The sequence below is a fragment of the Streptomyces sichuanensis genome (assembly GCF_020328095.1).
GTDB lineage: Bacteria > Actinomycetota > Actinomycetes > Streptomycetales > Streptomycetaceae > Streptomyces > Streptomyces cinnamoneus.
In genome coordinates, this window is the sequence record NZ_JAIXMK010000088.1 from 22,981 (window position 1) to 46,136 (window position 23,156).

Below are 23,156 nucleotides of genomic sequence, written 5' to 3' on the forward strand. Positions count from 1 at the left end.
GCCCGCGAGGGGCCGGGGGCCTCGTGCTGCTGGCCGCAGGCATGGGGAAGGGCGGAGCGCGCTCGCGGTCAGACGCCGGGTCCGGTCACGCAGGGGGTCAGAAGATGCTCACCCCGTAAGCGCTGAGCGCCGCGGTGACCGGCTGGAAGAAGGTCGTGCCGCCGGAGCGGCAGTTGCCGCTGCCGCCGGAGGTGAGGCCGAGGGCGGTGGAGCCGGCGAAGAGTGCGCCGCCGCTGTCGCCGGGCTCGGCGCAGACGTCGGTCTTGATCAGGCCGCGCACGATCTTGCCGCCGCCGTAGTTGACGGTGGCGTTCAGGCCGGTGACCTTGCCGCCGTGCACCTTGGTCGTGGAGCCGCTGCGCTGGACGCTCTGTCCGACGCTCGCGTTGCCGGCGCCGGTGATGCGCTGGGAGCGGCCGTTGTAGAGGTTGACCTCGCTGGGGTGGGCGATCGAGCCGTTGGTGTACTGCACGATGCCGTAGTCGTTGCCGGGGAAGCTGGTCCCGGTGGTGGGGCCGATGCTCGTGGTGTGCGCGGAGTTGGCGTAGTAGGCCGGCTTGCCCTCGGTGCAGTGCCCGGCGGTCAGGAAGTAATAGGTGTTGCCCTTGCGTACGTTGAACCCCAGCGAGCAGCGCCAGCTCGGCGCGTAGACGGCGTCGCCGCCGGCCAGGAGCGGACGGAAGGTGCCGGGGGTGCGCTCGACGCGTATGGCGTCGGCGACGGGTCCGGCCTCGCGTCTGATCCTCGCCAGGGCGTCGTCGGAGACGGTCGCGTCGGCGGTCACCACCACGGTGCCGGTGGCCCTGTCCACGGACCAGGCCGTGCCGGCGACGTCGGCCGACTCCACGGCCGCGCTCGCGGCGGACAGCTGCGCGGCGGAGGGGGCGGCCGCCGGGTCGGCGTGGGCGGTGGTGGCGGCGAGGGCGGAGACGGTGACGAGGCCGGAGACCACGGCGGTCACCGTGGCTCGCCGGGTGCCGGGGCGGGGGGTGGTGCGCTTGATCCTCACGTGGTTCCTCCCGAGTGGGGTCGGGGGCCCGCCGGGTGCGCGGACCCGTGAGGCGCAGCGAAAGGGGCACACCGGATTCCGTTTTCGTCGTGCCCCTGACAAGCGCTGTTCGGGAGTATTCGGGCCCGGCACCGCACGGCGCAAGGGCACCTTTCGGACGCGCCCCCGGCGCACGCCGAACGGCCCCGGCGGCTCGTCGGCCGCCGGGGCTTCCGCTGGGGGGACGCTCGCCGGTCCGCCGCTTCGACGCCTCAGCGCCGCAGGAGGTTCCGCTCCCCCGCCGGCACCTCGATCGGCAGCCGGTTGCCGGGCGGCGGGAAGGGGCAGATGAAGTGGTCGGCGAAGGCGCACGGCGGCAGCACCGCGCGGTTGAAGTCCACGGTCACCGAGCCGTCGGCCGCGGGCGGCGGGGGCTTGAGGAAGCGGAAGCGGTAGCTGGAGCGGCCGCTGGTGCCGTCGGCGAAGACGGCCCACATCGAGCCATCGGCCTCGGCCGAGACCTGCAGCGTGTGCTCGTCGCCACCGATGCCGAAGGCCAGTTCGCCGGCGAGGTCCAGGCCCCGCTCACGGCCGTCGGCGTTCTCCACCGCGATCGTGCGCTCGCGCTCGTAGGGGCGGAACAGCCCCGCCAGCACCCAGCGTTCGTCGTGGTCGAAGACGCCGATCCCGGCGAACGCCCGGCGCCCGGCCGCGTCCGGGTCGAAGACGCGCACGGCCCACTGTCCCTCGCGGCGCATGACCAGCAGCTTCCGCCCGCCGTGGGCGACCCGGGCGGCGGCCGGCCCGCCGTCGGGGCCGAGCAGCACCTCGCCCTCCCACGGGCGCCCGTCCATCGTCAGCCCGTCTCCCGGGCCGGCGCTCAGCCGCACACCCCCGGGCTCCTGCGTCCAGCGGCCGGGCACGGCGGGAGTGGCCGGAAGTGTTCCGCCCGGGCTGTCGGCGAGCCAGTACGTACCGGTCAGGGCGAGCGGCCCGTAGGGCGCCGAGACCGCCTCATGGCGCTGCTCGCGCCACGCCTTCCACCGCTGTTGCGCCTCACTTGTGCTCATGCCGGTCAACCCTTCCACACCGGCAGCGGCAGCCCCCGGGTGTTCGCGGAGCGTCGCCCCCGTGTACTCCGTGCGGAACGCGCCACGCTCCGGCCGGCGGCCCGGTGCGGTCATGCGGTCTCCTCGGCGGACGCACAGCGGTTGGCCGGGCGGACCAGGCACAGGTGCTCACGCAGGGTGCCGCCCGGGTAGAAGTTGCGCAGCAGCCCGCGGTGCTGCAGGACGGGCACGGTGCCGTCGACGAGCAGGGCCAGGTCGCGGTCGGGGGCGGCGGGCCGGAAGTGGAATCCGTCGGCCACGCCGTCCGCGTACCAGCCGGCGACGAGGTCGGCGAGGGCGACGGCGTCGGCGGCCGTGTACAGCGCGACGGGCACGGAGGCGAGGAGGACGAGCCGGCCGGCGCGGGAGGCGGGGTCGCGACCGTGGGCGAGGGCGCGGCGACGCAGGTCCGCGCGGGCGGCACGTAACGCCCGTACGGCACGCGGGTCGTGGACGGCCCCCGTACGCACGTAGGCGATGTCGGCGTGGCGGGCGGCGGTCTCCCGGGGCCGCCGGGCGGTGGCGTCGACGGCGATCACGGGACGGCCCTGCGGGGGCCGGGGCACGACGGCGGGGCCGCGCACGCCGGAGCCGGGCCCCTCGACATCGACGCGGTGCAGCTTGCCGCGGTCGGCGAAGCGGCCGGTGGCCACGTCGCGGATCCCGGCGTCGTCCTCCCGGCTGTCCCACAGCCGGGCGACGGCTTCGGCGACCGCCCCCGCCTCCCGCCACGCGGCGGCCGCCTCTGCCTCCCGCCGTGCGGCGGCCGCCTCGACGGTCCAGCCGGCGCGGCCCCGGCTCACCCGGTCGAGGGTGGCCAGGGCGGAGGAGAGGTGGAAGGGCTCGGTGCGGTGGGTGGTGACGGTGGGCACGAGGCCGATCCGAGCGGTGGCGGGCGCGACGCGGGCGAGGACGGCGAGCGCGTCGAATCCGCCGCCCCCGCCGCCGGGCGGGCCGGGGGCATCGCCGAGCGTGACGAAGTCGAGGCAGCCGCGTTCGGCGAGCCGGGCGGCCTCGACGTACGGCTCGGCCGCGTACGTGCCGGGCCGGTCGAGGGCGACGGCCAGGTGCAGGGGCCGGGTGGGGCCGGGGAGGGGAGGCGGATGCGCGGGCATGCGAAGGCTCCGTGGAGGCGGGGATCGGACACGGGACGTGCTGCCTTCGCCCGGCAGCGCCCCTCAGCGCGGCCGGAGTCCGAGGCTATGCCGGGGCCACGGCTCGCTGTCAACCCCGTACCCACGGGCGTCCACATGACGGGCGTTGCGCCCTACGGGAGTTGACGGGAGAAATGAACGGCTGTTCCACTTGTTCCATGTATCCCGGACAGCGGCTGGTCACCCGCGACCACATCGACTTCGGTCGGGTGTGGTCCGCCTCCTGTACGCGCTGACCCCACCCCGCCGGGCGCTCTCGCGCACCCGGCCCCGCTGCCTTCCTTCACGCGGCCCGTGCGGCCGCAACCCCCTCCCCTCGCACCGTGTTTTCCCTCAGCAACCGCAGTCACACCCGCAGTCGCACCCGTCACAACAGCCGCCACCGTCTTCTCCGCAACACTGGCAGCAGTCAGTGCAGTTGCTGCAGCCATCGCAGTTCCCGCAGTCGCAGTGGTCACAGCACTTCGCACACCACCCCTCGCGCGGCCGCCCGTCCCACGGGTCCCGGTAGGGGTCCTTGCAACACACCTGCCCGGTGCAGAACAAGCCGGTCCACACCAGGCAGCCGGTGATCAGACCGCGCCGCCGCGGCGGCTCCGGCGGCGCGGGCGGCGGCGGCATCTGCGGCGGCGCCCCGAACGCGCCCCGGTGCCCGGCCTGTCCGTGACCGGACGGCGCGTGCTCGGCCCGTCCATGCTCGGCCCGTCCGTGACCGGTGGCGCAGCCGCCGCCGGCGAACGCCCGTTCCACGGACCGCTCCAGCTCGTGCGCCAGCAGGAGGTGCGCGAGCCTGCCCTGCGCCTTGCTCGCGAACTCGACCTCCCGGAGCGCCAGCCGCACACCGTGCACCGCGTCGTCGCACAGCCGCCGCACCTCGGAGAGGTCGGTGCCGGTGGCGGCCACCGGGTTCCACGCCCCGGTGCGGGCGTCCTCGGCCAGGTCCTCGACGGCGTCCAGCAGATGGGCGAGCCGACCGAAGAGCCGCCCGGCCTCCTCCAGCGGCGGGCGGTTGGCCGGCTTTCCGGCCAGGACGGCGGTGTGGCCGAAGGCCGCCGCGGTGGCCGTCTCCGTGGGCTCGGTCACCTCCAGCAGCGGTGTGCCGGTGCGCACCAGCGCCTCGATGCCGGCCTGCCGTTCCACCGCGTCGACCAGAACGGCCGTGTCGAATCCGAGTTCCGAGCCCGTACGGGCGCCCGCGCGGTCCCAGGTGGCGGCGACCCGGCGGGCGACGGCCGCGACGGGGCGGCGCGCCAACACGCCGTCGCCGTCGGCGACATGGTCCCGCATCTTGGCGGAGGCGAGGACGAGCGAGACGGAGGCGGCCAGCCGCGCACCCTCGCCCTGCGCCACCGGCGCCGAGCGCATCCCGCGCAACGGGCAGGGTCCCGCGGTGCGCCGCCAGGTGCCGGCCTCCTCGCGTGAGGACTGCGCCTCCACGAGCACCGATATGACCAGGCCGTCATAGTTGGTTGCTATTCGAGCAAACTGCCCGTGATCGCCTTTCAGTGCCAGGCAGAGGCCGCAGAGATGGGCCATCCACTCGGTTCGCATGCCTTCGGACAGCCGGTGACGGCATGGCCTGATGATCCCGAACAAAACGTGCCCCCGTGTGTGGTGTCGATGTGCCCGGGCATCCTATTCACCGGGGACAATCGAGCTGGGCCGGAGCCCGCCCTCCTCGACCCATGCCGCATATGCCCAGGTCCAGCGCCTGCGGCCAGACATCAGGGGTTTCTGACGCACCGCCACCCGCTTTGCACCAGATGCGTCACGAAATCCCCGCATGGCCGCCATCCACTTGGCACATCATCCGCATCATGGACGACCATAGAGGAGCGGGCGGAACACACCGCGTGTGAGAGGAGGCGTCCATGGGATCGGTGCGCAAGGCGAGTGCCTGGCTTGGCCTCGTCGACGACAGCGATGACGAGCGCTACTACGGCGGCTACGAAGAGGACTCGGACGAAGGGCCCGAGACCGGCGACTCCTGGGTGACCAACCCCAAGGTCCGGGTGGCCGACGAGGTCGCCCAGGAACAGGGCACCCGCATCGCCACGGTCACCCCGGACGGCTTCCGGGACGCCCGTGGCATCGGCGAGCTCTTCCGGGCCGGCGTCCCGGTGATCGTCAACCTCACGAGCATGGAGCCCAGCGACGCCAAGCGGGTCGTGGACTTCGCCGCCGGCCTGACCTTCGGCCTGCGCGGCTCCATCGAGCGCGTGGCCAACCGCGTGTTCCTGCTGACCCCCGCCGACTACAAGGTCGTCAGCGGGGAGGGGAACCGCGCGCACGGCGGCTTCTTCAACCAGAGCTGAGCCCTGGGCAGGTGCTCACCGGAAGGCGTCGAGGCCGGTGAGCGCCTTGCCCAGGACCAGCTGGTGCATCTCCACGGTGCCCTCGTACGTCAGCACCGATTCCAGGTTGGTGGCGTGCCGCATGACGGGGTACTCCAGCGAGATCCCGTTGGCCCCCAGGATCGTGCGGGCCGTGCGGCAGATCTCGATCGCCTCCCGCACGTTGTTCAGCTTCCCGAAGCTCACCTGCTCCGGCCGCAGCGTCCCCGCGTCCATCCGCCGCCCCAGGTGGTGGGCCAGCAGCACGCCCTTGTGCAGTTCGACCGCCATGTCCGCCAGCTTGGCCTGCGTCAGCTGGAAGCCGCCGAGGGGCCTGCCGAACTGCTCGCGCGTGCGCGCGTAGTCGAGCGCCGTCTCGAAGCAGGTGCGGGCGGCGCCCATGGCGCCCCAGACGATGCCGTACCGCGCGTGGTTCAGACAGCCCAGCGGCCCGCGCAGCCCGGTGGCCTCCGGCAGCACGGCATCGGCGGGCAGCCGCACCTCGTCCATCACCAGCTCGCTGGTGACCGAGGCGCGCAGGGACCACTTGTGGTGGATGTCGGGGGCCGAGAAGCCGGGGCTGTCGGTGGGGACGACGAATCCCCTGATCCCCTCGTCGGTGCGGGCCCAGACGACGGCCACCCCGGCCACCGAGCCGTTGGTGATCCACATCTTGCGGCCGGTCAGCACCCAGTCGCCGCCCGCCCCGCGCTTGGCGTACGTGCGCATGCCGCCGGGGTCCGAGCCGTGGTCGGGCTCCGTCAGCCCGAAGCAGCCGATGGTCTCGCCGGCCGCCATGCCCGGCAGCCAGCGCTGCTTCTGCTCCTCGGAGCCGAAGCGGTGGATGGCGTACATCGCCAGGGAGCCCTGCACGGAGACCAGGGAGCGGATGCCGGAGTCGGCCGCCTCCACCTCCAGGCAGGCCAGTCCGTACTGGACGGCGGTCGCGCCCGCGCAGCCGTAGCCGGTGAGCTGCATGCCGAGGGCTCCCATGGCGCCCAGCTCGCGGGCGAGTTCGCGCACGGGGGCCTCGCCGCGCTCGTACCACTCGGCGACGTGGGGCTGCACGCGGTCGGCGGCCCACCGCCGCATGGTGTCCCGCACGGCCCGGTCCTCGTCGGTGAGGAGGTCGTCGATGCCCAGCGGATCAAGCGGGTCGAACACGGTGGCCTCCGGCGCGGCAGGGGGTGATCGTCGGTCACCCCCGACGCTACGACCGGGTAACCCCCGGCGTCCAGACCCGTTTTCCCCGGCCGGCGGAGCGGCTCAGGCCGCGGGCTCCCCGGAGTCCATCGTCCGCGGCAGGCGCAGCGCGGCCAGCCCGCCGAGCAGCAGCAGTCCGGCGCTGACCGCCAGCGTCACGTGCAGACCGTGGACGAAGGAGTCGCGGGCCGCGTTCCGCAGGGCGGCGCCCGCCGGGCCGCCCAGACGGTCCGCGATGTCGTACGCCTCGCCCAGGGAGTGCCGGGCGTCGCGGCCCGCGGCACTCGGGACGCCGGGAACCGCGGCCACCCGGGGCGCGTACGCGGCGTTCATGACGCTGCCGAGCAGCGCGATGCCGATGCCCGCGCCGAGCTGGTAGGAGGTCTCGCCGATCGCCGCGGCGCCGCCGGCGGAGCGGGCCGGGGCCTCGCTCAGCATGGACTCGTACGCCCCGAACAGGGTGGTCTCCAGGCCGAAGCCGAGCAGGACGAAGCCGACGACGAGGGCGACGGGCCGGTCCTCCCGGCCCATCACGGTCAGCGAGAGCACGGCCATGGCCGTCAGGACGAATCCCGTGGCGACCATGGCGCGCGGCCCGAAGCGGTGCAGCACCCGGGAGCCCGCCAGCCCCGCCGCCATCGCGGCGAGCGTGAGCGGCAGCAGCCGCAGGCCCGTCTCCAGCGGAGTGAGCCCCAGCACGAGCTGCAGGTACTGGGCGGCGACGAGCTCCAGACCGACCAGCGCCAGCATGGCCAGCACGATGCAGCCGACGGACGTGCCGAAGGCGGGCCGGGCGAACAGCGTCAGGTCGACCAGCGGATGCGTGCGCCGGCGCTGGCGGCGTACGAAGAGGACGAGGAGGGCGGTGCCGAGCCCCGCCGGGACGACCGTGCCGAGCGAGAGCGCCGCGTCGCCGACGTGCTTCACGCCGTAGACGACGCCGAACAGGCCGAACGCCGCCATCAGCGCGCCGAGCACGTCCCAGGGGCCGTCGCGCTCGCCGGTCGACTCCGGGAGCAGCCAGCGCCCGACCGGGAGGCTGACCGCCATGAGCGGGATGTTGATGAGGAAGACCGAGCCCCACCAGAAGTGCTCCAGCAGGAAGCCGCCGAGCAGCGGGCCGACGGCCGCGCCCACGGCGGCGACCGCGCTCCACACGCCGATGGCCACCGCGCGCTCCCCCCGGTCGGGGAAGACCTGCCGGAGGATGGAGAGCGTCGCCGGCATGATCATCGCACCGCCGACGCCGAGCAGCGCCCGGGCGCCGATGAGGACCTCGGGGGCCGTGGCGAGGGCGGCCGTCGCGGAGGCCACGCCGAAGAGGGCGTAGCCCAGCAGCAGCACGCGGCGGCGGCCGACACGGTCGCCGAGGGTGCCGAAGAGGATGAGGAGCGAGGCGCAGACGAGCGGGTAGACGTCGACGATCCACAGCAGCTGTATCGCACCGGGGCGCAGGTCCTCGGTGACGGCGGGGACGGCGACGTGCAGCACGGTGGCGTCGACGGCGACCAGGAGCAGGCTGACGCAGAGGACGACGAGCACGGTCCAGCGGTTCGCGCCCGCGCCACCGTGGCCGTTCGCGCGGCGCGGCCGGGGCCGCTGCCGGGGAACGCCGACCGGCCGTCGGGGGCCGGCGGTGGTCGTCCCGGACATCCACACCTCCGTGTCGTGCGCTCGCGGCCGCCGCGGGCCTTGGGTTCGTGAGGGGCCCCGGCGGAGTCGAGGGGCGAGTGAATCGACAGAGTACGCGAGTCCCACCGGATGCCACGTGGCCCGCCTCACGTAGCGGGGCTGGGACAATCGACCGGTGACACCTCTCGCTCCCTCTCCCGGCACGGCCCGCGACGCCGTCGCCCCGCCGCGCGCCGCCGCGGCCGGCGCCGCGCTGCGCCGGGCCGCACCCGCCCTGCTGCTGTACGCGGCGGTGCGGGCGCTGGGCGTCGTGGCGCTGGCCCTGTGGGGGCTCGCCGACGGCAAGGGGGCCCGGCACCTGCTCTCGGCGCGCTGGGACTCCCTCTGGTACGCCCGCATCGCCGAGCAGGGCTACGGCTACACGCTGCACCTTCCCGGCGGCAAGGTCCACTCCGACATGGCCTTCTTCCCCCTGCTCCCGTGGCTGGAGCGGGGGCTGTCCGCCCTCTTCCCGCTCTCGGCGGGCGACGCGGGGCTGGTGGTCGCGGCCGTCGCGTCGCCGGCCGCGGCCTGGGGGATCTTCGCGGTCGGCGACCACCTGTACGGGCGGCGCACGGGCGTGGCCCTGGTGGTGCTGTGGGCGGCGCTGCCGGTCGGCGTGGTGCAGTCGATGGCGTACTCGGAGTCCCTCTTCACGGCGCTGGCGGCGTGGAGCGTGTACGCCGTGCTGACCGGCCGGTGGGTGGGGGCGGGCGCGCTGGCGGCGCTGGCGGGGCTGACGCGGCCGGTGGGCGCGGCGGTGGTCGCGGCCGTGTGGATCACCGCGGCGGTGGCTCTGCTGCGGGCGCGCCGCCGGCCGGACGGGCCGTCGCTCCCCCTCGGCCGCATGGTGGCGGGCGTGGCGCTCGCTCCCCTGGGGTGGCTCGCGTACGTCGCCTGGGTGGGCGTGCGCACCGGGAGCGTCACCGGCTACCTCGACGTGCAGGGCGGCTGGGGCAACGGCTTCGACGGCGGGCTGGCCTTCGGCTCGTTCATCGGGGAGCGGCTGACGGGCCCCGCCTTCCCGGCCGGTCTGGCACTGCTGGCCGGCGTGGTGCTGGTGGGCCTGCTGTACCGGGCCGGGGTGCGGCAGGGGCAGCCGCTGCCGCTCCTCGTCTTCTCGGGCACGGTCCTGCTGCTCACGCTGACCGCCAAGGGCTACTTCGGCTCCAAGCCGCGCCTGATGATGCCCGCCTTCCCGCTGCTGCTCCCCCTGGCCGCGGCGCTGGTCCGGCTACGGACGGTGCGCGCGGTGACGGTGGTCACCGTCGTTGCGCTTGCGTCTGCCGTATACGGCGCGTTCTGGCTGCACGGCTCCGGACCGCCATGATCATATCTACGGCGCTTCCGGCGGGCCGGCGGCGAACGCGGAGAAACCGCTCGGACAATCGCCGATAAACGGCTTCGTACGGAATGGAATTCAAGCGCCCCGGACCTTTGACCCGGGGCGCTGACGATTGTTTAGCTGATTCTTATTCCGGGGTTTCAAACCTGGACCCGCGCCACGATTGAGACGCATTCCACATCACATCGTCATCACAAAGGGCCCCGATCGGCCTAAGCCTCCCGTCACGCAATGTAACGTCGATTGAGTGCATACCCATGACGAGCTCGCCCCGGCGGACGAGCACCCGACCAGCCCCGTGCGGCCGCGGATGACCCGGACCCGCCTGGGCATCTTTGCCGCGACGTGTGTGGTCTACGCGGCGATCGTGGTCGGCGTGGTCACCACGTCCTGGCCGGTGCGGTTCGACTGGCAGGTGATGCTCTTCCGGCCGTACAAGCAGTGGCCGGAGATCCACACCTTCCTCGACTACTTCATAGTCCTGGGCCAGCGCGGTCCGACGGCGGTGGCCGTGGCCGCCTGGCTGGGGTGGTGCACCTACCAGCACAAGACCCTGCGCCCCCTGCTGGTGCTGGGCACGTCGCTGCTGCTGCTCAACGCGACCGTGGGCGCCGCCAAGCTCGGCATGGGCCGGCTCGGGCCGCACTACGCGACGGCGGTGGGCTCGAACGAGATGTTCGCCGGCGGCGACATATTCCCCTCCGGTCACACCGCGAACGCCGTGGTGACCTGGGGCGTCCTCGCCTACCTGGCCACCACGCCGCGCGCCCGCCGGATCGCCTCGGTGGCCGCCGCGATGCTGGCACTGGGCGTGGGGATGACCACCGTCTACCTGGGCACGCACTGGATGAGCGATGTGACCCTGGGCTGGACCGCGGGCCTGCTGGTGCTGCTCGTCCTGCCCTGGTTCGAGCCGCTCATGGCCCGCGCCGAGGTCTGGCTGCTGGCCGTGGGCCGGCGCCTGTCCGGGCGCGGCGCCCCCGCCGTGGCCCCCGCCGCGTCGCCGGCACCGGTCCCGCTGGGCGCCCCGCGCGGCCCGGCCGACGACGAACTGCCCGTCCGCGAGCCGGTGGGCGCCGGCAGCCGCCCGGGCGGGACCGCGCTCCGCGTCCCCGACGGCAGGCCGCACCTGCCGCCCCGGCCGCACACCGCCCGCTCGGAGCGGACGCCGGTCACCCCCACCGGAAGCCGCCGCCCGCCGCACGCCGACCGGGCGCCGCGCACCTCGCCGCTGGGCCCGAACGCGGGCCGCGGCAGACCCACCGGGAACTGAGCCCCGGCACCGGCCGCACGGCCGACGGAGATGACAGAGGGCGGCCCCGGACTTCTCCGGGGCCGCCCTCTTCCTCGTCCCTCGCCGGTGGCCGCCGCGGCGGTCAGCCCTTCCAGCAGCGCAGCACGGAGCCGTGCTCGACCTCGAAGTTCAGCCGGCCGACCCGGTACTCCAGGGTGATGATCGTTCCGGGCGGCAGCGCCCGCACGTCCGTCCAGCCGCGGGCCCGGGCGCGGGCGGCGGCGGCTTCGGCGGGCAGGCCGACGTAGCCCTCCGGGTCGTCGTCGGGGTCTGCGGGCAGGTGCGGTAGAGGTGCCATGGCAGCCACCGTAGGCGGCCGCGTGCGGCCGGGGAAGCCGCCCCCGGCGGGGCCGCTGCATGCCGGGGTCCGCGTCCGGTCCGCCACTGGTCACACTTCTGTCACAGAAGTCCCGCCCGGGGTTTGCCCCGGAACGCATCACCCGTACGGGCCTTCCGCATTTTCTCCAGCCCGTCCGCAAAACCGGCGACCCGAATTCACCATTCCCTTCCGGAACGGCCCCGATAATCCTCGCGAGTTCACCTCGCATTCGATGGCGCGGGCCTTTAGGGCAGTGATCCGTCACGGTCCGGGGGAATGGCACGGCCGTGGGACCCGGTGCCTCGGAACTTACCCGGAATATAAAGTTCCGGCATCTCACGCCCACGCGGAGACGGCCTGATTGACGGGGCGTCGGCAGAGGCACTCTCGCGCGGCCCCGCCCCCGCGGAGCATCATGGCGGTGCCCGAGGAACCCGTGTGCACACGGAACCCCGTGTGAGCCGACAGCGAGGGGACACGGATGGGGACCGAGACCGCGGCGGCCACCGCAGCGGGTCCGGCCGGGGCCCGGCGGCCCGGCCGGATCATCGTGGACTGGCTGACGACCACCGACCACAAGAAGATCGGCCACCTCTACCTGATCACCTCGTTCGCCTTCTTCCTCGCCGCCGGCCTGCTCGCCATGCTGATGCGCGCCGAGCTGGCCCGCCCGGGCCTCCAGCTGATGACCAACGAACAGTTCAACGAGGCGTTCACCGCCCACGGCACGATCATGCTGCTGCTGTTCGCCACCCCCGCCTTCGCGGGCTTCGCCAACGCGATCATGCCGCTGCAGATCGGCTCGCCGGACGTGGCGTTCCCCCGGCTGAACATGTTCTCGTACTGGCTGTACCTCTTCGGCGGCCTCATCGTGGTGGCCAGCCTGCTGATGCCGCAGGGCGGCGCCACCTTCGGCTGGACCGGCTACGCGCCGCTCAGCGGCCTGTCCCGGTCCCCGGGGATCGGCGCCGACATGTGGATCATGGGGCTGGCGCTGTCCGGCTTCGGCACGATCCTGGGCGCGGTCAACTTCCTGACCACCGTCATCGGCATGCGCGCCCCCGGGATGACGATGTTCCGGATGCCGGTGTTCACCTGGAACGTGCTGTTCACCTCGATCCTGATCCTGCTGGCCTTCCCCGTGCTCGCGGCCGCGCTGCTCTGCCTGGAGGCCGACCGGCGCTTCGGGGCCCTGGTCTTCGAGCCCGAGTGGGGCGGCGCGCTGCTGTGGCAGCACCTCTTCTGGTTCTTCGGTCACCCCGAGGTCTACATCATCGCCCTGCCGTTCTTCGGCATCATCACCGAGATCATCCCGGTGTTCTCCCGGAAGCCGATCTTCGGCTACCTGACGCTGATCGGGGCGACCATGTCCATCACCGCCCTGTCGGTGGTGGTCTGGGCGCACCACATGTTCGCCACGGGCGCGGTGCTGCTGCCCTTCTTCTCCTTCATGTCGTTCCTGATCGCCGTGCCCACCGGGGTGAAGTTCTTCAACTGGATCGGCACGATGTGGAAGGGCTCGCTGTCCTTCGAGACGCCCATGCTGTGGGCGGTCGGCTTCCTGGTGAGCTTCCTGTTCGGCGGCCTGACCGGAGTGATCCTGGCGTCACCGCCGCTGGACTTCCACGTCACGGACACCTACTTCGTCGTCGCCCACTTCCACTACGTGGTCTTCGGCACGGTGGTGTTCGCGACGTTCGCCGGCTTCTACTTCTGGTGGCCGAAGTTCACGGGGAAGATGCTGGACGAGCGCCTGGGCAAGGTGCACTTCTGGACGCTGTTCGCCGGCTTCCACACCACGTTCCTGGTCCAGCACTGGCTGGGCGCCGAGGGCATGCCGCGCCGCTACGCCGACTACCTGGCGGCCGACGGCTTCACCGCGCTCAACACGCTCTCCACCATCGGCGCCTTCCTGCTGGGCCTGTCGAACCTGCCGTTCTTCTACAACATCTGGAAGACCGCGCGGTACGGCAAGCAGGTCCCGACGGACGACCCGTGGGGGTACGGGCGTTCCCTGGAGTGGGCGACCTCCTGCCCGCCGCCCCGCCACAACTTCGTCGCCCTGCCCCGGATCCGCTCGGAGTCCCCCGCCTTCGACCTGCACCACCCGGAGGTGGAGCGACGGGAACGGCCGCACCCCACGGCCGAACCCGCCGCGCAGTGACGATCGCGGGCCGCCCGGTCCTAGCGGGCGGCCACCGGCGGCCGTTCGTCGACCCGGAGGGAAAGGTCGTTGTCGACGGTGTAGTACGGGCTCACCCGGGCAGGGGCGTACGCGGCGGCGTAGGACTTCGCCGGGTAGGTGAAGATCTGCTTCTTGTCGGCGACGTCGTCGAGGATACGAGCGATACGGACCGACTCCGTCCGCTCGCTGCCGGGCCCGCGCAGCCACAGGTCCCACACGTCCAGCCCGCCCCGCCACTCCTCGCACAGCTCGGCGTAGGAGAAGGCGAAGGTGAAGTCCTGGCCGTCCGCGGTGACCTCCGCGGTGCGCACCAGGTCCGCATCGCGACGGCAACGGGCCTCGACGACGGCCCCGGCCAGCCAGGCGGCGGGGTCCTCGACGCGGTAGAGACTGCCGTGGCCGGTTATGCCGCTCTCCCCGACGAGCACGTCCCCCGCCTCGGCGTGCGGGGCGCGCAGCCAGCTGCGCAGCGAGAGGTTGCCGTGCTTGGTCGCGTACGGGATGCGGACGGCGAGCGGCGAGGTGCTGGGGCCGGGCTTGCGGTCGACGAGGGAGCGCAGGTCGGCGAGGCCGGGCAGCAGCCGCTGCGGGGTGGCCTCGCCGCAGGCCACGTGGACGTCCCAGCGGCCTTCGGGGAGGGCCACCGTGCTGGGCAGGACGGCCCGCACCCGGCCGGCGCCGCTGGGCGCGAGCGGCAGACGGACCTCGTCCTCGCTCCCGCCCGCCGCGCCGCCGCGGCGCCGCAGCACGAGCGCGGCGGACCAGTGCGCGGCCGCGTCGGCGCTGCCGGGGGCGTCGAGGTCGAAGGTCAGCCCGCCCGCGGAGTCCGCGATGCAGTCGGCGCTGGGGTTCTCCGCGCCGAAGGCCAGGGGAGGGGCAGACACGTCGGTGCACTCCTCGGAGGTCGTGGTCGAAGGGGTCGGCACGGTGGGCCGGGTCGGTCGCGTCACGCCGCACGCACCTTTCGCAGGGCGGAGCGACTGCGGTCCTTGGCCTGGAAGGCGCTGCTGAGCAGGGCACCGCGGGTGCGGTGCAGCGAGCCGCGCAGGGTGCCGCGGGAGAGCAGGTCGGTGAAGAGCGTCTCGTAGCGGCCGGCCACCCGGTCCGGGTCGAACCGCGCGGAGTTCTCCAGGGCCTGCCGGCCCATGCGGGCGCGCAGTTCGTCGTCGTTGATCAGCCGCAGCAGGCCGGCGGCGACGGCCTCCGGCTTGCCCACGGGGACGAGCAGCCCGTCGACGCCGTCGTCGATGATCTCGGAGGGGCCGTGCGGGCAGTCGGTGGAGACCACCGGCAGGCCGCAGCGCATGGCCTCGACGATGGTCATGCCGAAGGACTCCAGGCTGGAGGTGACCGCGCCGATGGAGCCCTTGGCCCACTCCGGCTCCAGCGGATGGGCGGGGCCCATGAGGTAGACGTGGTTGTAGAGGCCGAGCTTGTCGATGAGGGCCCGCAGCTTGGCACGCTCGGCCCCGGCACCGTAGATCCGCAGCCGCCAGTCGGGGCGCTGGGCGGCGACCGTCGCGAAGGCCCGGACCAGCACGTCGTAGCGCTTGGCGGGGGCGAGCCGCCCGGCGGCGATCACCCATTTGCCCGTGCCGTCGGCGGGGGCGAGGGCGGGGGCGGGCACGCTGTTGGGCACGGCTTCGACGCGCACGCCGGGCAGCCGCATCAGCTTGCGGTACGTCGCCGCGTCGGCCTCGGTCACGGTGGTGACCGCGTCGAGGCGCGGATAGTGCGTGCGCAGCGTCAGCTTCAGCCGCGGGGAGTGGGTGCTCAGCGTCAGGTGCTCCTGGCCGACGCGGACCGGGCCGCGGCGGGCCTGCTGGGCGATGTGCACGTTGAGGCCCGGGCGGGTGCCCACGACCACGTCGCAGTCCAGGCTCCGCAGGTGCTCGGCGATCCGCCGGTCGGTCAGCGCGCTGTACTGCTTGTAGCGGCCCTCGGTGGCGGGGAAGACCGTCGCCGGGCGCCCGTGGTCGGGGTCGTCGCCCTCGTAGCCGGGACCGTCCTTGCGCAGGTCGACCAGATGGCGCAGCCGCACCTTGGGGCTGGGCGTGAAGACCGGCTCCTGGCGGTGGCGGAAGACGGAGACGATCTCCACGTCGTGCTGCTCGGCGAGGGTGCTCGCGAGGTTGTACGTGGTGCGGATCGTGCCGCCGATTCCGTACGCGTTGTGAATCAGGAATGAGATGTGCATTCGTCCCCATGCAGCCGGTATGCCGCGGACAGTCCTGGTAGCCCGCCTCCACTGAGAGGTTAGACCGTGGGGCGGTCCCCGGGGTTGGCCTTGATCACCAAGTCGTTCTTCAACAGATGGCGAATCGGTAGCGGATCCGGGAACTTTTCCCGGGCGTGACCCAGGCCATGGATCATCCGTTGTCTCCTTACGAGCCGGGATACGCCCCGGCTCACCACGCACCAGGTTCGACACCACGTTCGAGGGAGACCCCGTGCCGCGCATGCTCGACGTCAGCGACGAGGTACGCGCCGAGATCGGCGCCGAAGAGGCGGAGCGACTGCTGGGCGGCGACAGCGCCCCGGGGCTCTACGACTGCACCTCCTGCCGCACCCCCGGCCACACGGAGAAGGAGCGCACCAGCACGGTGCTGTTCGTCGGCGACGAGACGGCGGTGCTGGCCTTCGCGCACGCCGCCTGCATCCCCTCCCAGGTGGTGCCGGTCTCCGAGGAGCAGCTGCAGGGGGCTGTGCGCTCCATCACCGGCGGGGGCGAGAGCGAGGTGCCGCTGCAGGCCGAGCTCGGGGTGACGAGCGGACTCGTCCTCGTCGGCGGGGACGTGCACCCGGCGCTGGTCGTCGAGCCGCTGGGGCCGATCGCCCGGCCCGGCACGACCGGGCCCGTGGACGTGTTCCTCGACCTGCTCACCGAGCAGGGCTTCGCGCCCGTCACCGACCTCGACCAGGCGCCGCCGGCGCTCCCGGGCTGGTCGGTGCTGGTGGCCGTGGGCAAGCTGCACGCCGTGCTGCAGCCGCCGGTCGGCGGGGCCGCGCCCCAGGCGTGGTGGCAGGCCCACCAGGCGATGCAGGTGGCCGACGAGTGGCGGGCCGCCGTCAACAAGACCCGGCAGGTGCTGGTCTACTGTGCCCCGGTCGGCACGATCGGGGCACAGCCGCGCGAGGACCTGATGCGCGAGGCGCTGGACCGGGCGGCCGCCGGCGGCCGGCTCGTAGGCGCGGCCATGCCGTTGGCGGGCACATGAGCGGCGAGCTGCGCCCCGTCGCGCACCCCACCGGCATGGTCCCGGCGAGCCATTCGTACCCGGGACCGCATCCGACGGGGCGCGAGGTCGTTGGCAGGGATGTGTACTCATACGAACCCGCCGCACGGACCTCGTACCCGAACCACATCCCCGGCATGCGGCCACCCCGCGATGCCTCCGCGGAGGGCCACGCCGACTCGGTCACCCCGATCTACGACGCCCTCTGCTCCGAATACCGCCGGTCCTTCCGGGCCCTGCCCGGTGACCGGTCGGGCGAGGAGGACCTGAGGTTCAAGGGCTTCGGCCCGCAGCACGGCGGGTACGGCCCCGCCGGGCAGCTCACGGGGCAGCCGGGGTACCCGGGGCCGTCGGGGTACAACGCGGTCTGGGAGTCGTACTACGGCAGCCGGCGGAGCAGTCAGCTGCCCGCACTGCCACCCGCCCCGCGCGACGGCCGCGGACGCGGCTTCTGACGTTACGACCGGCCGGACCTCCCCCGGCCCCGCTTCCACGACGAAGCCCCGGACCCCGGCGGGATCCGGGGCTGCCCGGCGTTCGCGTCGACTACTTCTTGCGCCCGCGCTTCTCACGCACCCGCACCGACAGGTGGATCGGAGTGCCCTCGAAACCGAACTCCTCACGCAGCCGGCGCTCGACGAAGCGGCGGTAGCCGGCCTCCAGACTGTGCCTACCCGGGGGACCACCCCCGGACCCCCGGCCGGCCCGGCGAACCGCCCTACTTCTTGCGCCCGCGCTTCTCACGCACCCGCACCGACAGGTGGATCGGAGTGCCCTCGAAACCGAACTCCTCACGCAGCCGGCGCTCGACGAAGCGGCGGTAGCCGGCCTCCAGACTGTGCCTACCCGGGGGACCACCCCCGGACCCCCGGCCGGCCCGGCGAACCGCCCTACTTCTTGCGCCCGCGCTTCTCACGCACCCGCACCGACAGGTGGATCGGAGTGCCCTCGAAACCGAACTCCTCACGCAGCCGGCGCTCGACGAAGCGGCGGTAGCCGGCCTCCAGGAAGCCGGAGGCGAAGAGCACGAAGCGCGGCGGGCGGGTGCCCGCCTGGGTGCCGAAGAGGATGCGGGGCTGCTTGCCGCCGCGGATCGGGTGAGGGTGCGCGGCCACCAGCTCGCCGAGGAACGCGTTCAGGCGGCCGGTGGGGACGCGCGTCTCCCAGCCCGCCAGCGCCGTCTCGATCGCCGGGACGAGCTTCTCCATGTGCCGGCCCGTCATCGCCGAGACGTTGACCCGCGGGGCCCAGGCGACCTGCTGGAGCTCGGTCTCGATCTCCCGCTCCAGGTAGTAGCGGCGCTCCTCGTCGAGGGTGTCCCACTTGTTGTAGGCGATGACCATCGCACGGCCGGCCTCGACGGCCATCGTGATGATCCGCTGGTCCTGGACGGAGATGGTCTCGCTCGCGTCGATCAGGATGACCGCGACCTCGGCCTTCTCGACCGCCGCGGCGGTACGGAGCGAGGCGTAGTAGTCCGCGCCCTCCTGGAGGTGGACGCGCTTGCGGATGCCGGCGGTGTCCACGAACTTCCAGGTGGTGCCGCCCAGCTCGATGAGCTCGTCGACCGGGTCACGGGTGGTGCCGGCCAGCTCGTTGACGACGACCCGCTCCTCGCCCGCGACCTTGTTCAGCAGCGAGGACTTGCCGACGTTCGGCCGGCCGATCAGCGCGATGCGACGGGGGCCGCCGACGACGTTGCCGAAGGTCTGGGCGGGAGCCTCGGGCAGCGCCTTGAGCACCTCGTCGAGCATGTCGCCGGTGCCGCGGCCGTGCAGCGCGGAGACCGGCATCGGCTCGCCCAGGCCCAGCGACCACAGCATGGCGGCGTCGGCCTCGGAGGAGGGACCGTCGACCTTGTTGGCGCACAGCACGACGGGCTTGCCCGCGCGGCGCAGCAGCTTGACGACGGCCTCGTCGGTGTCGGTGGCGCCGACGGTGGCGTCCACGACGAAGACCACCGCGTCGGCGGCCTCGATCGCGTACTCCGCCTGGGCGGCGACGGACGCGTCGATGCCGAGCACGTCCTGCTCCCAGCCGCCGGTGTCGACGACCTTGAAGCGGCGCCCGGCCCATTCGGCCTCGTAGGTGACGCGGTCGCGGGTCACGCCGGGGCGGTCCTCGACGACGGCCTCGCGGCGGCCGATGATGCGGTTCACCAGCGTCGACTTGCCGACGTTGGGGCGGCCGACGACGGCGAGGACGGGAAGCGGGCCGTGCCCGGCCTCGCCGATCGCGCCCTCGACCTCCTCGGCGTCGAAGCCCTCCTGCGCCGCGAGCTCCATGAACTCCGCGTACTCGGCGTCGCCAAGCTCACCGTGCTCGTCGCCGGAGTGGATCTGGTCGTTCATGAAGTCAATTCCTCGTTCTTCGTCATCGGCGGACCGCCTCTGCGGGCCGCTACTCAAGTCTCGTTCAGCGGCCGGTCAGCCGCTTGGCGTCCGCCAGGTGCGCGCCCAGGTGCTCCTGGATGCGCACGGTCGCCTCGTCCAGCGCCTTGCGGGTCCTCCTGCCGCTGCCGTCGCCGGCCTCGAAGGGGTCCCCGAAGACCACGTCCACCCCGCTGCGCAGCGGCGGCAGCCCCTTCAGGACGCGTCCTCGCCGGTCGCCGCTGCCCAGGACGGCCACCGGCACGACCGGGGCCCCGGACCGCAGGGCGAAGTAGGCCAGGCCCGCGCGGAGCGAGGCGAAGTCGCCCTCGCCGCGGGTGCCCTCGGGGAAGATCCCGAGCACGTCGCCCCGCTGCAGGACCTCCAGCGCGCCCGTGACGGCGTTGCGGTCGGCGCCCGTGCGGTCCACCTCCAGCTGGCCGATGGAGCGCAGGAAGGGCCCGAGCGGGCCCACGAACGCCTCCTTCTTGACCAGGAAGTGCACGGGCCGCGGCGCGGTGCCCATCAGCATCGGGCCGTCGATGTTGTGGGTGTGGTTGACGGCCAGGATGCAGGGCCCCGTGGCGGGCACCCGCCAGGCGCCCAGCACACGCGGCTTCCACAGCCCGTACATCAGGCCGATGCCGATCCGCCGCCCGACGGCGGCACCGGAGGAGGTCACGCCGACCGCTTCTCCTCTACGAGCGTGACCACGCACTCGATGACCTGGTCCAGCGTGAGCTCGGTGGTGTCCACCTCGATCGCGTCGGCGGCCTTGGCCAGCGGGGAGGTCTTGCGGCCGGAGTCGGCGGCGTCCCGCTTGACCAGCGCGGCCTGGGTGGCGGCCAGGTCGGCGGCCTCCTTGCCCTTGAGCTCGCCGCTGCGGCGGGCGGCGCGCGCCTCGGGCGAAGCCGTCAGGTAGATCTTGAGGTCGGCGTCCGGCAGGACGGTGGTGCCGATGTCCCGGCCCTCGACGACGATGCCGTGCGGGGCCTCGGCGGCGATGGCCCGCTGCAGCTCGGTCAGCCGGGTGCGCACCTCCGGCACCGCGCTGACGGCGCTGACCGCGGCGGTGACCTCCTGGGTGCGGATGGGCGCCGCGGCGTCGGCACCGTCGACCGCGATGGTCGGCGCGGACGGGTCGGTGCCGGAGACGATCTCCGGCTTGGCGGCGGCGTCGGCCACGGCCGCGGCGTCGTCGACGTCGATGCCGTTGCTCAGCATCCACCAGGTGATCGCCCGGTACTGGGCGCCGGTGTCCAGGTAGCGCAGGCCGAGCTTGGCGGCCACGGCCTTGGAAGTGCTGGACTTGCCCGTGCCGGAAGGGCCGTCGATGCCGACGATGACAGCTGCCGGGGCGGTCCGGGCGGCGGTTTCCACGGTGTCTGAGACCTTCCTTGTGCACGGGGCGGGGGCGTACGGGCCCTATCAGGCCCACCCAAGGTTACTGGCTCACCGGACCGCCCCGCGCAGCCGTGCGGTTCCGGCGGCTACTGGCGCACCGCCCAGCCCTGGTCGCGCAGGGTCGCGGTCAGCCCGGCGACGGCCGAGGGCTCGACCATCAGCTGGATCAGACCGGCCTGCTGGCCGGTGGCGTGCTCGATGCGGACGTCCTCGACGTTGACGCCGGCCCGGCCGGCGTCGGCGAAGATCCGGGCCAGCTCGCCGGGCTGGTCGCCGATGAGGACGGTCACGCTCTCGTAGGCCGCCGGGGCCGCGCCGTGCTTGCCGGGGACCCGGGAGCGGCCTGCGTTGCCGCGCCGCAGCACGTCCTCGATGCCCGCCGCGCCGCCGATGCGCTGGTCCTCGTCCGAGGAGTCCAGGGCGCGCAGGGCCCGCACGGTCTCGTCGAGGTCGGCCGCGACGGCCGCCAGGACGTCGGCGACGGGCCCGGGGTTGGCGGAGAGGATGTCGATCCACATGCGCGGGTCGGAGGCCGCGATGCGGGTCACGTCGCGGATGCCCTGGCCGCACAGGCGCACGGCCGTCTCGTCGGCCTCCTTCAGGCGGGCGGCGACCATGCTGGAGAGCAGCTGGGGGGTGTGCGAGACGAGCGCGACGGCCCGGTCGTGGGCGTCGGCGTCCATGACGACGGGGACCGCACGGCACAGGGCGACGAGTTCGAGAGCGATGTTGAGGACCTCGGTGTCGGTCGCCGGGGTGGGGGTGAGCACCCAGGGCCGGCCCTCGAAGAGGTCGGCTGTGGCGGCCAGGGGGCCGGAGCGCTCCCGGCCGGCCATCGGGTGGGTGCCGAGGTACCCGCTGAGGTCGCAGCCGAGCTCCTCCAGCTCGCGGCGCGGGCCGCCCTTGACGCTGGCGACGTCCAGATAGGCGCGGGCGAAGCCGGCCCCGATCGCCTTCGCCAGGGTGCCGGCGACGTGCGCGGGCGGTACGGCGACGACGGCGAGGTCCACGGGCCCCTCGGGGGCCTGGTCCGTGCCGGCGCCGCGGGCGGCGGCCGTACGGGCCTGGGCGGGGTCGTGGTCCATCAGGTGCACCTGGATGCCGCGGCCGGCCAGGGCGAGGGCGACGGACGTGCCGATCAGTCCGGTTCCGATGACAAGGGCGGTTCTCACGGCCCCAGCCTAGTCAGCCCGCCGCCCGGGACGGGCGGGGCCCTCGTCGGGTAGAACCGTGCTCATGATCTTTCATGTGGTGCCCCTGGACGACTGGCTGGCCGTGCCGGACCGCCCCTACTCCCCCGCGTCCCTCGCCGAGGAGGGCTTCGTCCACTGCTCCCCCGACGAGGCGACCACGCTCGCGGTGGCGACGGCGTTCTACCGGGACGTGCCGGGCCCGCTGATGGCCCTGCTGATCGACGAGCACAAGCTGGACGTGATGGTCCGCTGGGAGGCCGCCGCGCCGGCCCCGCCGCCCGGGGTCGCCCCGGACGTCCTCTTCCCTCACGTGTTCGGGCGCATCACCCGCGACGCGGTCGACGGGATGATGGAGATCCAGCGCGACGAGGAGGGCCGGGCCACGGGCCTGGCCGTCTGGTCGTAGGCCGTCGGACGGGCTGCGGCGCGCAGCCCGTCCGGCGGAGGGTCCCACGAGCAGACGGGTCCTACAGGTCGACCTCGCGCATGAGCATGCCGACCTCGGTGTTGGTCAGGCGGCGCAGCCAGCCGGACTTCTGGTCGCCCAGGGAGATCGGGCCGAAGGCCGTGCGGACGAGCTTCTCGACCGGGAAGCCGGCCTCGGCCAGCATGCGGCGGACGATGTGCTTGCGGCCCTCGTGGAGGGTGACCTCGACCAGGTAGTTCTTGCCGGTCTGCTGGATGACGCGGAAGTTGTCCGCGCGGGCCCAGCCGTCCTCCAACTCGATGCCGCTCTTGAGCTGCTTGCCGATGTCGCGCGGCAGCGGCCCGGTGATGGCGGCCAGGTACGTCTTCTGCACGCCGTACCGCGGGTGCGTCAGGCGGTGGGCCAGCTCACCGTGGTTGGTGAGCAGGATGATGCCCTCGGTCTCCGTGTCGAGCCGGCCGACGTGGAACAGGCGCGTCTCGCGGTTGGTGACGTAGTCGCCGAGGCACTGGCGGCCGTCCGGGTCCTCCATGGTGGAGACGACGCCGGCGGGCTTGTTGAGCGCGAAGAAGAGGTAGGACTGGGTGGCGACGGTCAGGCCGTCGACCTTGATCTCGTCCTTCTCGGGGTCGACGCGCAGGCCCTGCTCGGTGACGATCCGGCCGTTGACCTCGACGCGGGCCATCTCGATCAGCTCTTCGCACGCGCGGCGCGAGCCCATGCCGGCCCGGGCGAGCACCTTCTGCAGGCGCTCACCCTCCTGCTCGGCGCCCGGGAAGGTCTTGGGCGTCTTGATCTGCGGCTTGTTGTGCCGCTCCCGGTTGCGCTCCTCGATCTTGGCGTCGAGCTCGCGCGGGCGGGCGGGGGCGGACCGCTGGCCGCGCCCGGGCGCGGCGCCGCGGCCGCCGGCCGTGGTGCTCCGCCGG

The 23,156-nt window shown here is 73.4% G+C and carries 23 protein-coding genes; 7 read left to right on the top strand and 16 right to left on the bottom strand.

The genetic code is table 11. The annotated features are described in order from the left end of the window. Positions 1-97: 97 nt before the first annotated feature. The 4 genes from LE181_RS23250 to LE181_RS23265 all read right to left on the bottom strand — a co-directional run bounded on the left by LE181_RS23250 (position 98) and on the right by LE181_RS23265 (position 4,847). A complete protein-coding gene (locus LE181_RS23250; protein ID WP_225663436.1) occupies positions 98-1,009 on the bottom strand; it encodes a S1 family peptidase in 912 nt (303 codons plus the stop codon). A gap of 251 nt (positions 1,010-1,260) precedes the next feature. Continuing rightward, on the bottom strand, positions 1,261-2,058 hold the full coding sequence (locus tag LE181_RS23255; protein WP_225663437.1) for a DUF1684 domain-containing protein: 798 nt from the start codon (positions 2,056-2,058) through the stop codon (positions 1,261-1,263). 110 nt (positions 2,059-2,168) lie between these two features. Further along, the gene (locus tag LE181_RS23260; RefSeq protein ID WP_225663438.1) at positions 2,169-3,212 is read right to left on the bottom strand and encodes an LLM class flavin-dependent oxidoreductase; all 1,044 of its coding nucleotides are present in this window, start codon (positions 3,210-3,212) and stop codon (positions 2,169-2,171) included. 372 nt (positions 3,213-3,584) lie between these two features. Next, positions 3,585-4,847 (bottom strand): DUF5685 family protein, encoded by a 1,263-nt coding sequence (locus tag LE181_RS23265; RefSeq protein WP_225663439.1) that lies wholly within the window; start codon positions 4,845-4,847, stop codon positions 3,585-3,587. 275 nt (positions 4,848-5,122) lie between these two features. On the opposite strand from LE181_RS23265, the gene LE181_RS23270 reads away from it, so the two are divergent. Beyond that, positions 5,123-5,566 carry a cell division protein SepF gene (locus LE181_RS23270; RefSeq protein ID WP_190108815.1) on the top strand — a complete coding sequence of 148 codons (444 nt, stop codon included), beginning with the start codon at positions 5,123-5,125 and terminating at the stop codon, positions 5,564-5,566. 15 nt (positions 5,567-5,581) lie between these two features. On the opposite strand, the gene LE181_RS23275 is transcribed toward LE181_RS23270, so the two are convergent. Together LE181_RS23275 and LE181_RS23280 are read right to left on the bottom strand one after the other, a co-directional pair. Beyond that, the gene (locus LE181_RS23275; RefSeq protein ID WP_225663440.1) at positions 5,582-6,748 is read right to left on the bottom strand and encodes an acyl-CoA dehydrogenase family protein; all 1,167 of its coding nucleotides are present in this window, start codon (positions 6,746-6,748) and stop codon (positions 5,582-5,584) included. Positions 6,749-6,850: 102 nt separating this feature from the next. Further along, the gene (locus LE181_RS23280) at positions 6,851-8,440 is read right to left on the bottom strand and encodes an MFS transporter (protein WP_225663441.1); all 1,590 of its coding nucleotides are present in this window, start codon (positions 8,438-8,440) and stop codon (positions 6,851-6,853) included. Positions 8,441-8,594: 154 nt separating this feature from the next. On the opposite strand from LE181_RS23280, the gene LE181_RS23285 reads away from it, so the two are divergent. Together LE181_RS23285 and LE181_RS23290 are read left to right on the top strand one after the other, a co-directional pair. Next, entirely contained in the window at positions 8,595-9,788 is a 1,194-nt protein-coding gene (locus LE181_RS23285) for a glycosyltransferase family 39 protein (protein WP_372458471.1), read from the top strand. Between the two features lie 262 nt (positions 9,789-10,050). Beyond that, entirely contained in the window at positions 10,051-11,076 is a 1,026-nt protein-coding gene (locus tag LE181_RS23290) for a phosphatase PAP2 family protein (RefSeq protein ID WP_225663442.1), read from the top strand. A 103-nt stretch (positions 11,077-11,179) separates the two neighbouring features. On the opposite strand, the gene LE181_RS23295 is transcribed toward LE181_RS23290, so the two are convergent. Then, on the bottom strand, positions 11,180-11,395 hold the full coding sequence (locus LE181_RS23295) for an I78 family peptidase inhibitor (RefSeq protein ID WP_225663443.1): 216 nt from the start codon (positions 11,393-11,395) through the stop codon (positions 11,180-11,182). 502 nt (positions 11,396-11,897) lie between these two features. On the opposite strand from LE181_RS23295, the gene ctaD reads away from it, so the two are divergent. Next, complete coding sequence (gene ctaD, locus LE181_RS23300; protein WP_225663444.1) at positions 11,898-13,580, top strand: aa3-type cytochrome oxidase subunit I; 1,683 nt, start codon at positions 11,898-11,900, stop codon at positions 13,578-13,580. A gap of 20 nt (positions 13,581-13,600) precedes the next feature. Here ctaD and LE181_RS23305 read toward each other — a convergent pair whose 3' ends face one another. Further along, positions 13,601-14,485, bottom strand: a complete 885-nt coding sequence (locus LE181_RS23305; RefSeq protein ID WP_225663445.1) for a hypothetical protein — start codon at positions 14,483-14,485, stop codon at positions 13,601-13,603. 62 nt (positions 14,486-14,547) lie between these two features. After that, the gene (locus tag LE181_RS23310) at positions 14,548-15,798 is read right to left on the bottom strand and encodes a glycosyltransferase family 4 protein (RefSeq protein WP_225663446.1); all 1,251 of its coding nucleotides are present in this window, start codon (positions 15,796-15,798) and stop codon (positions 14,548-14,550) included. A 253-nt stretch (positions 15,799-16,051) separates the two neighbouring features. Here LE181_RS23310 and LE181_RS23315 point away from each other — a divergent pair, with 253 nt between their 5' ends. Beyond that, positions 16,052-16,819, top strand: coding sequence for a DUF8842 C-terminal domain-containing protein (locus LE181_RS23315; RefSeq protein ID WP_225663447.1), 768 nt, complete (start codon positions 16,052-16,054; stop codon positions 16,817-16,819). A gap of 155 nt (positions 16,820-16,974) precedes the next feature. Further along, positions 16,975-17,292, top strand: a complete 318-nt coding sequence (locus tag LE181_RS23320; protein WP_225663448.1) for a hypothetical protein — start codon at positions 16,975-16,977, stop codon at positions 17,290-17,292. Between the two features lie 91 nt (positions 17,293-17,383). Here LE181_RS23320 and LE181_RS32695 read toward each other — a convergent pair whose 3' ends face one another. From LE181_RS32695 to LE181_RS23350, 6 genes are all read right to left on the bottom strand, one after another. Continuing rightward, positions 17,384-17,632 carry a hypothetical protein gene (locus LE181_RS32695; RefSeq protein WP_372458473.1) on the bottom strand — a complete coding sequence of 83 codons (249 nt, stop codon included), beginning with the start codon at positions 17,630-17,632 and terminating at the stop codon, positions 17,384-17,386. Further along, positions 17,556-17,804, bottom strand: a complete 249-nt coding sequence (locus LE181_RS32700; protein WP_372458473.1) for a hypothetical protein — start codon at positions 17,802-17,804, stop codon at positions 17,556-17,558. The genes LE181_RS32695 and LE181_RS32700 overlap by 77 nt, the downstream gene beginning before the upstream one ends. Next, positions 17,728-19,188, bottom strand: coding sequence for a ribosome biogenesis GTPase Der (gene der, locus LE181_RS23335; protein WP_225663450.1), 1,461 nt, complete (start codon positions 19,186-19,188; stop codon positions 17,728-17,730). The genes LE181_RS32700 and der overlap by 77 nt, the downstream gene beginning before the upstream one ends. Before the next feature lie 64 nt (positions 19,189-19,252). After that, positions 19,253-19,840, bottom strand: coding sequence for a lysophospholipid acyltransferase family protein (locus tag LE181_RS23340; RefSeq protein ID WP_225663457.1), 588 nt, complete (start codon positions 19,838-19,840; stop codon positions 19,253-19,255). Between the two features lie 44 nt (positions 19,841-19,884). Continuing rightward, positions 19,885-20,586 carry a (d)CMP kinase gene (gene cmk, locus LE181_RS23345; RefSeq protein ID WP_225663451.1) on the bottom strand — a complete coding sequence of 234 codons (702 nt, stop codon included), beginning with the start codon at positions 20,584-20,586 and terminating at the stop codon, positions 19,885-19,887. A gap of 110 nt (positions 20,587-20,696) precedes the next feature. After that, positions 20,697-21,782, bottom strand: coding sequence for a prephenate dehydrogenase (locus tag LE181_RS23350; protein ID WP_225663452.1), 1,086 nt, complete (start codon positions 21,780-21,782; stop codon positions 20,697-20,699). Between the two features lie 64 nt (positions 21,783-21,846). Between LE181_RS23350 and LE181_RS23355 the strand changes: the two genes are divergently transcribed. Further along, positions 21,847-22,209 carry a DUF952 domain-containing protein gene (locus LE181_RS23355; RefSeq protein WP_225663453.1) on the top strand — a complete coding sequence of 121 codons (363 nt, stop codon included), beginning with the start codon at positions 21,847-21,849 and terminating at the stop codon, positions 22,207-22,209. Between the two features lie 61 nt (positions 22,210-22,270). On the opposite strand, the gene LE181_RS23360 is transcribed toward LE181_RS23355, so the two are convergent. Further along, positions 22,271-23,156, bottom strand: an 886-nt coding sequence (locus LE181_RS23360) for a pseudouridine synthase (protein ID WP_225663454.1), incomplete at its 5' end; no start/stop codon positions are given.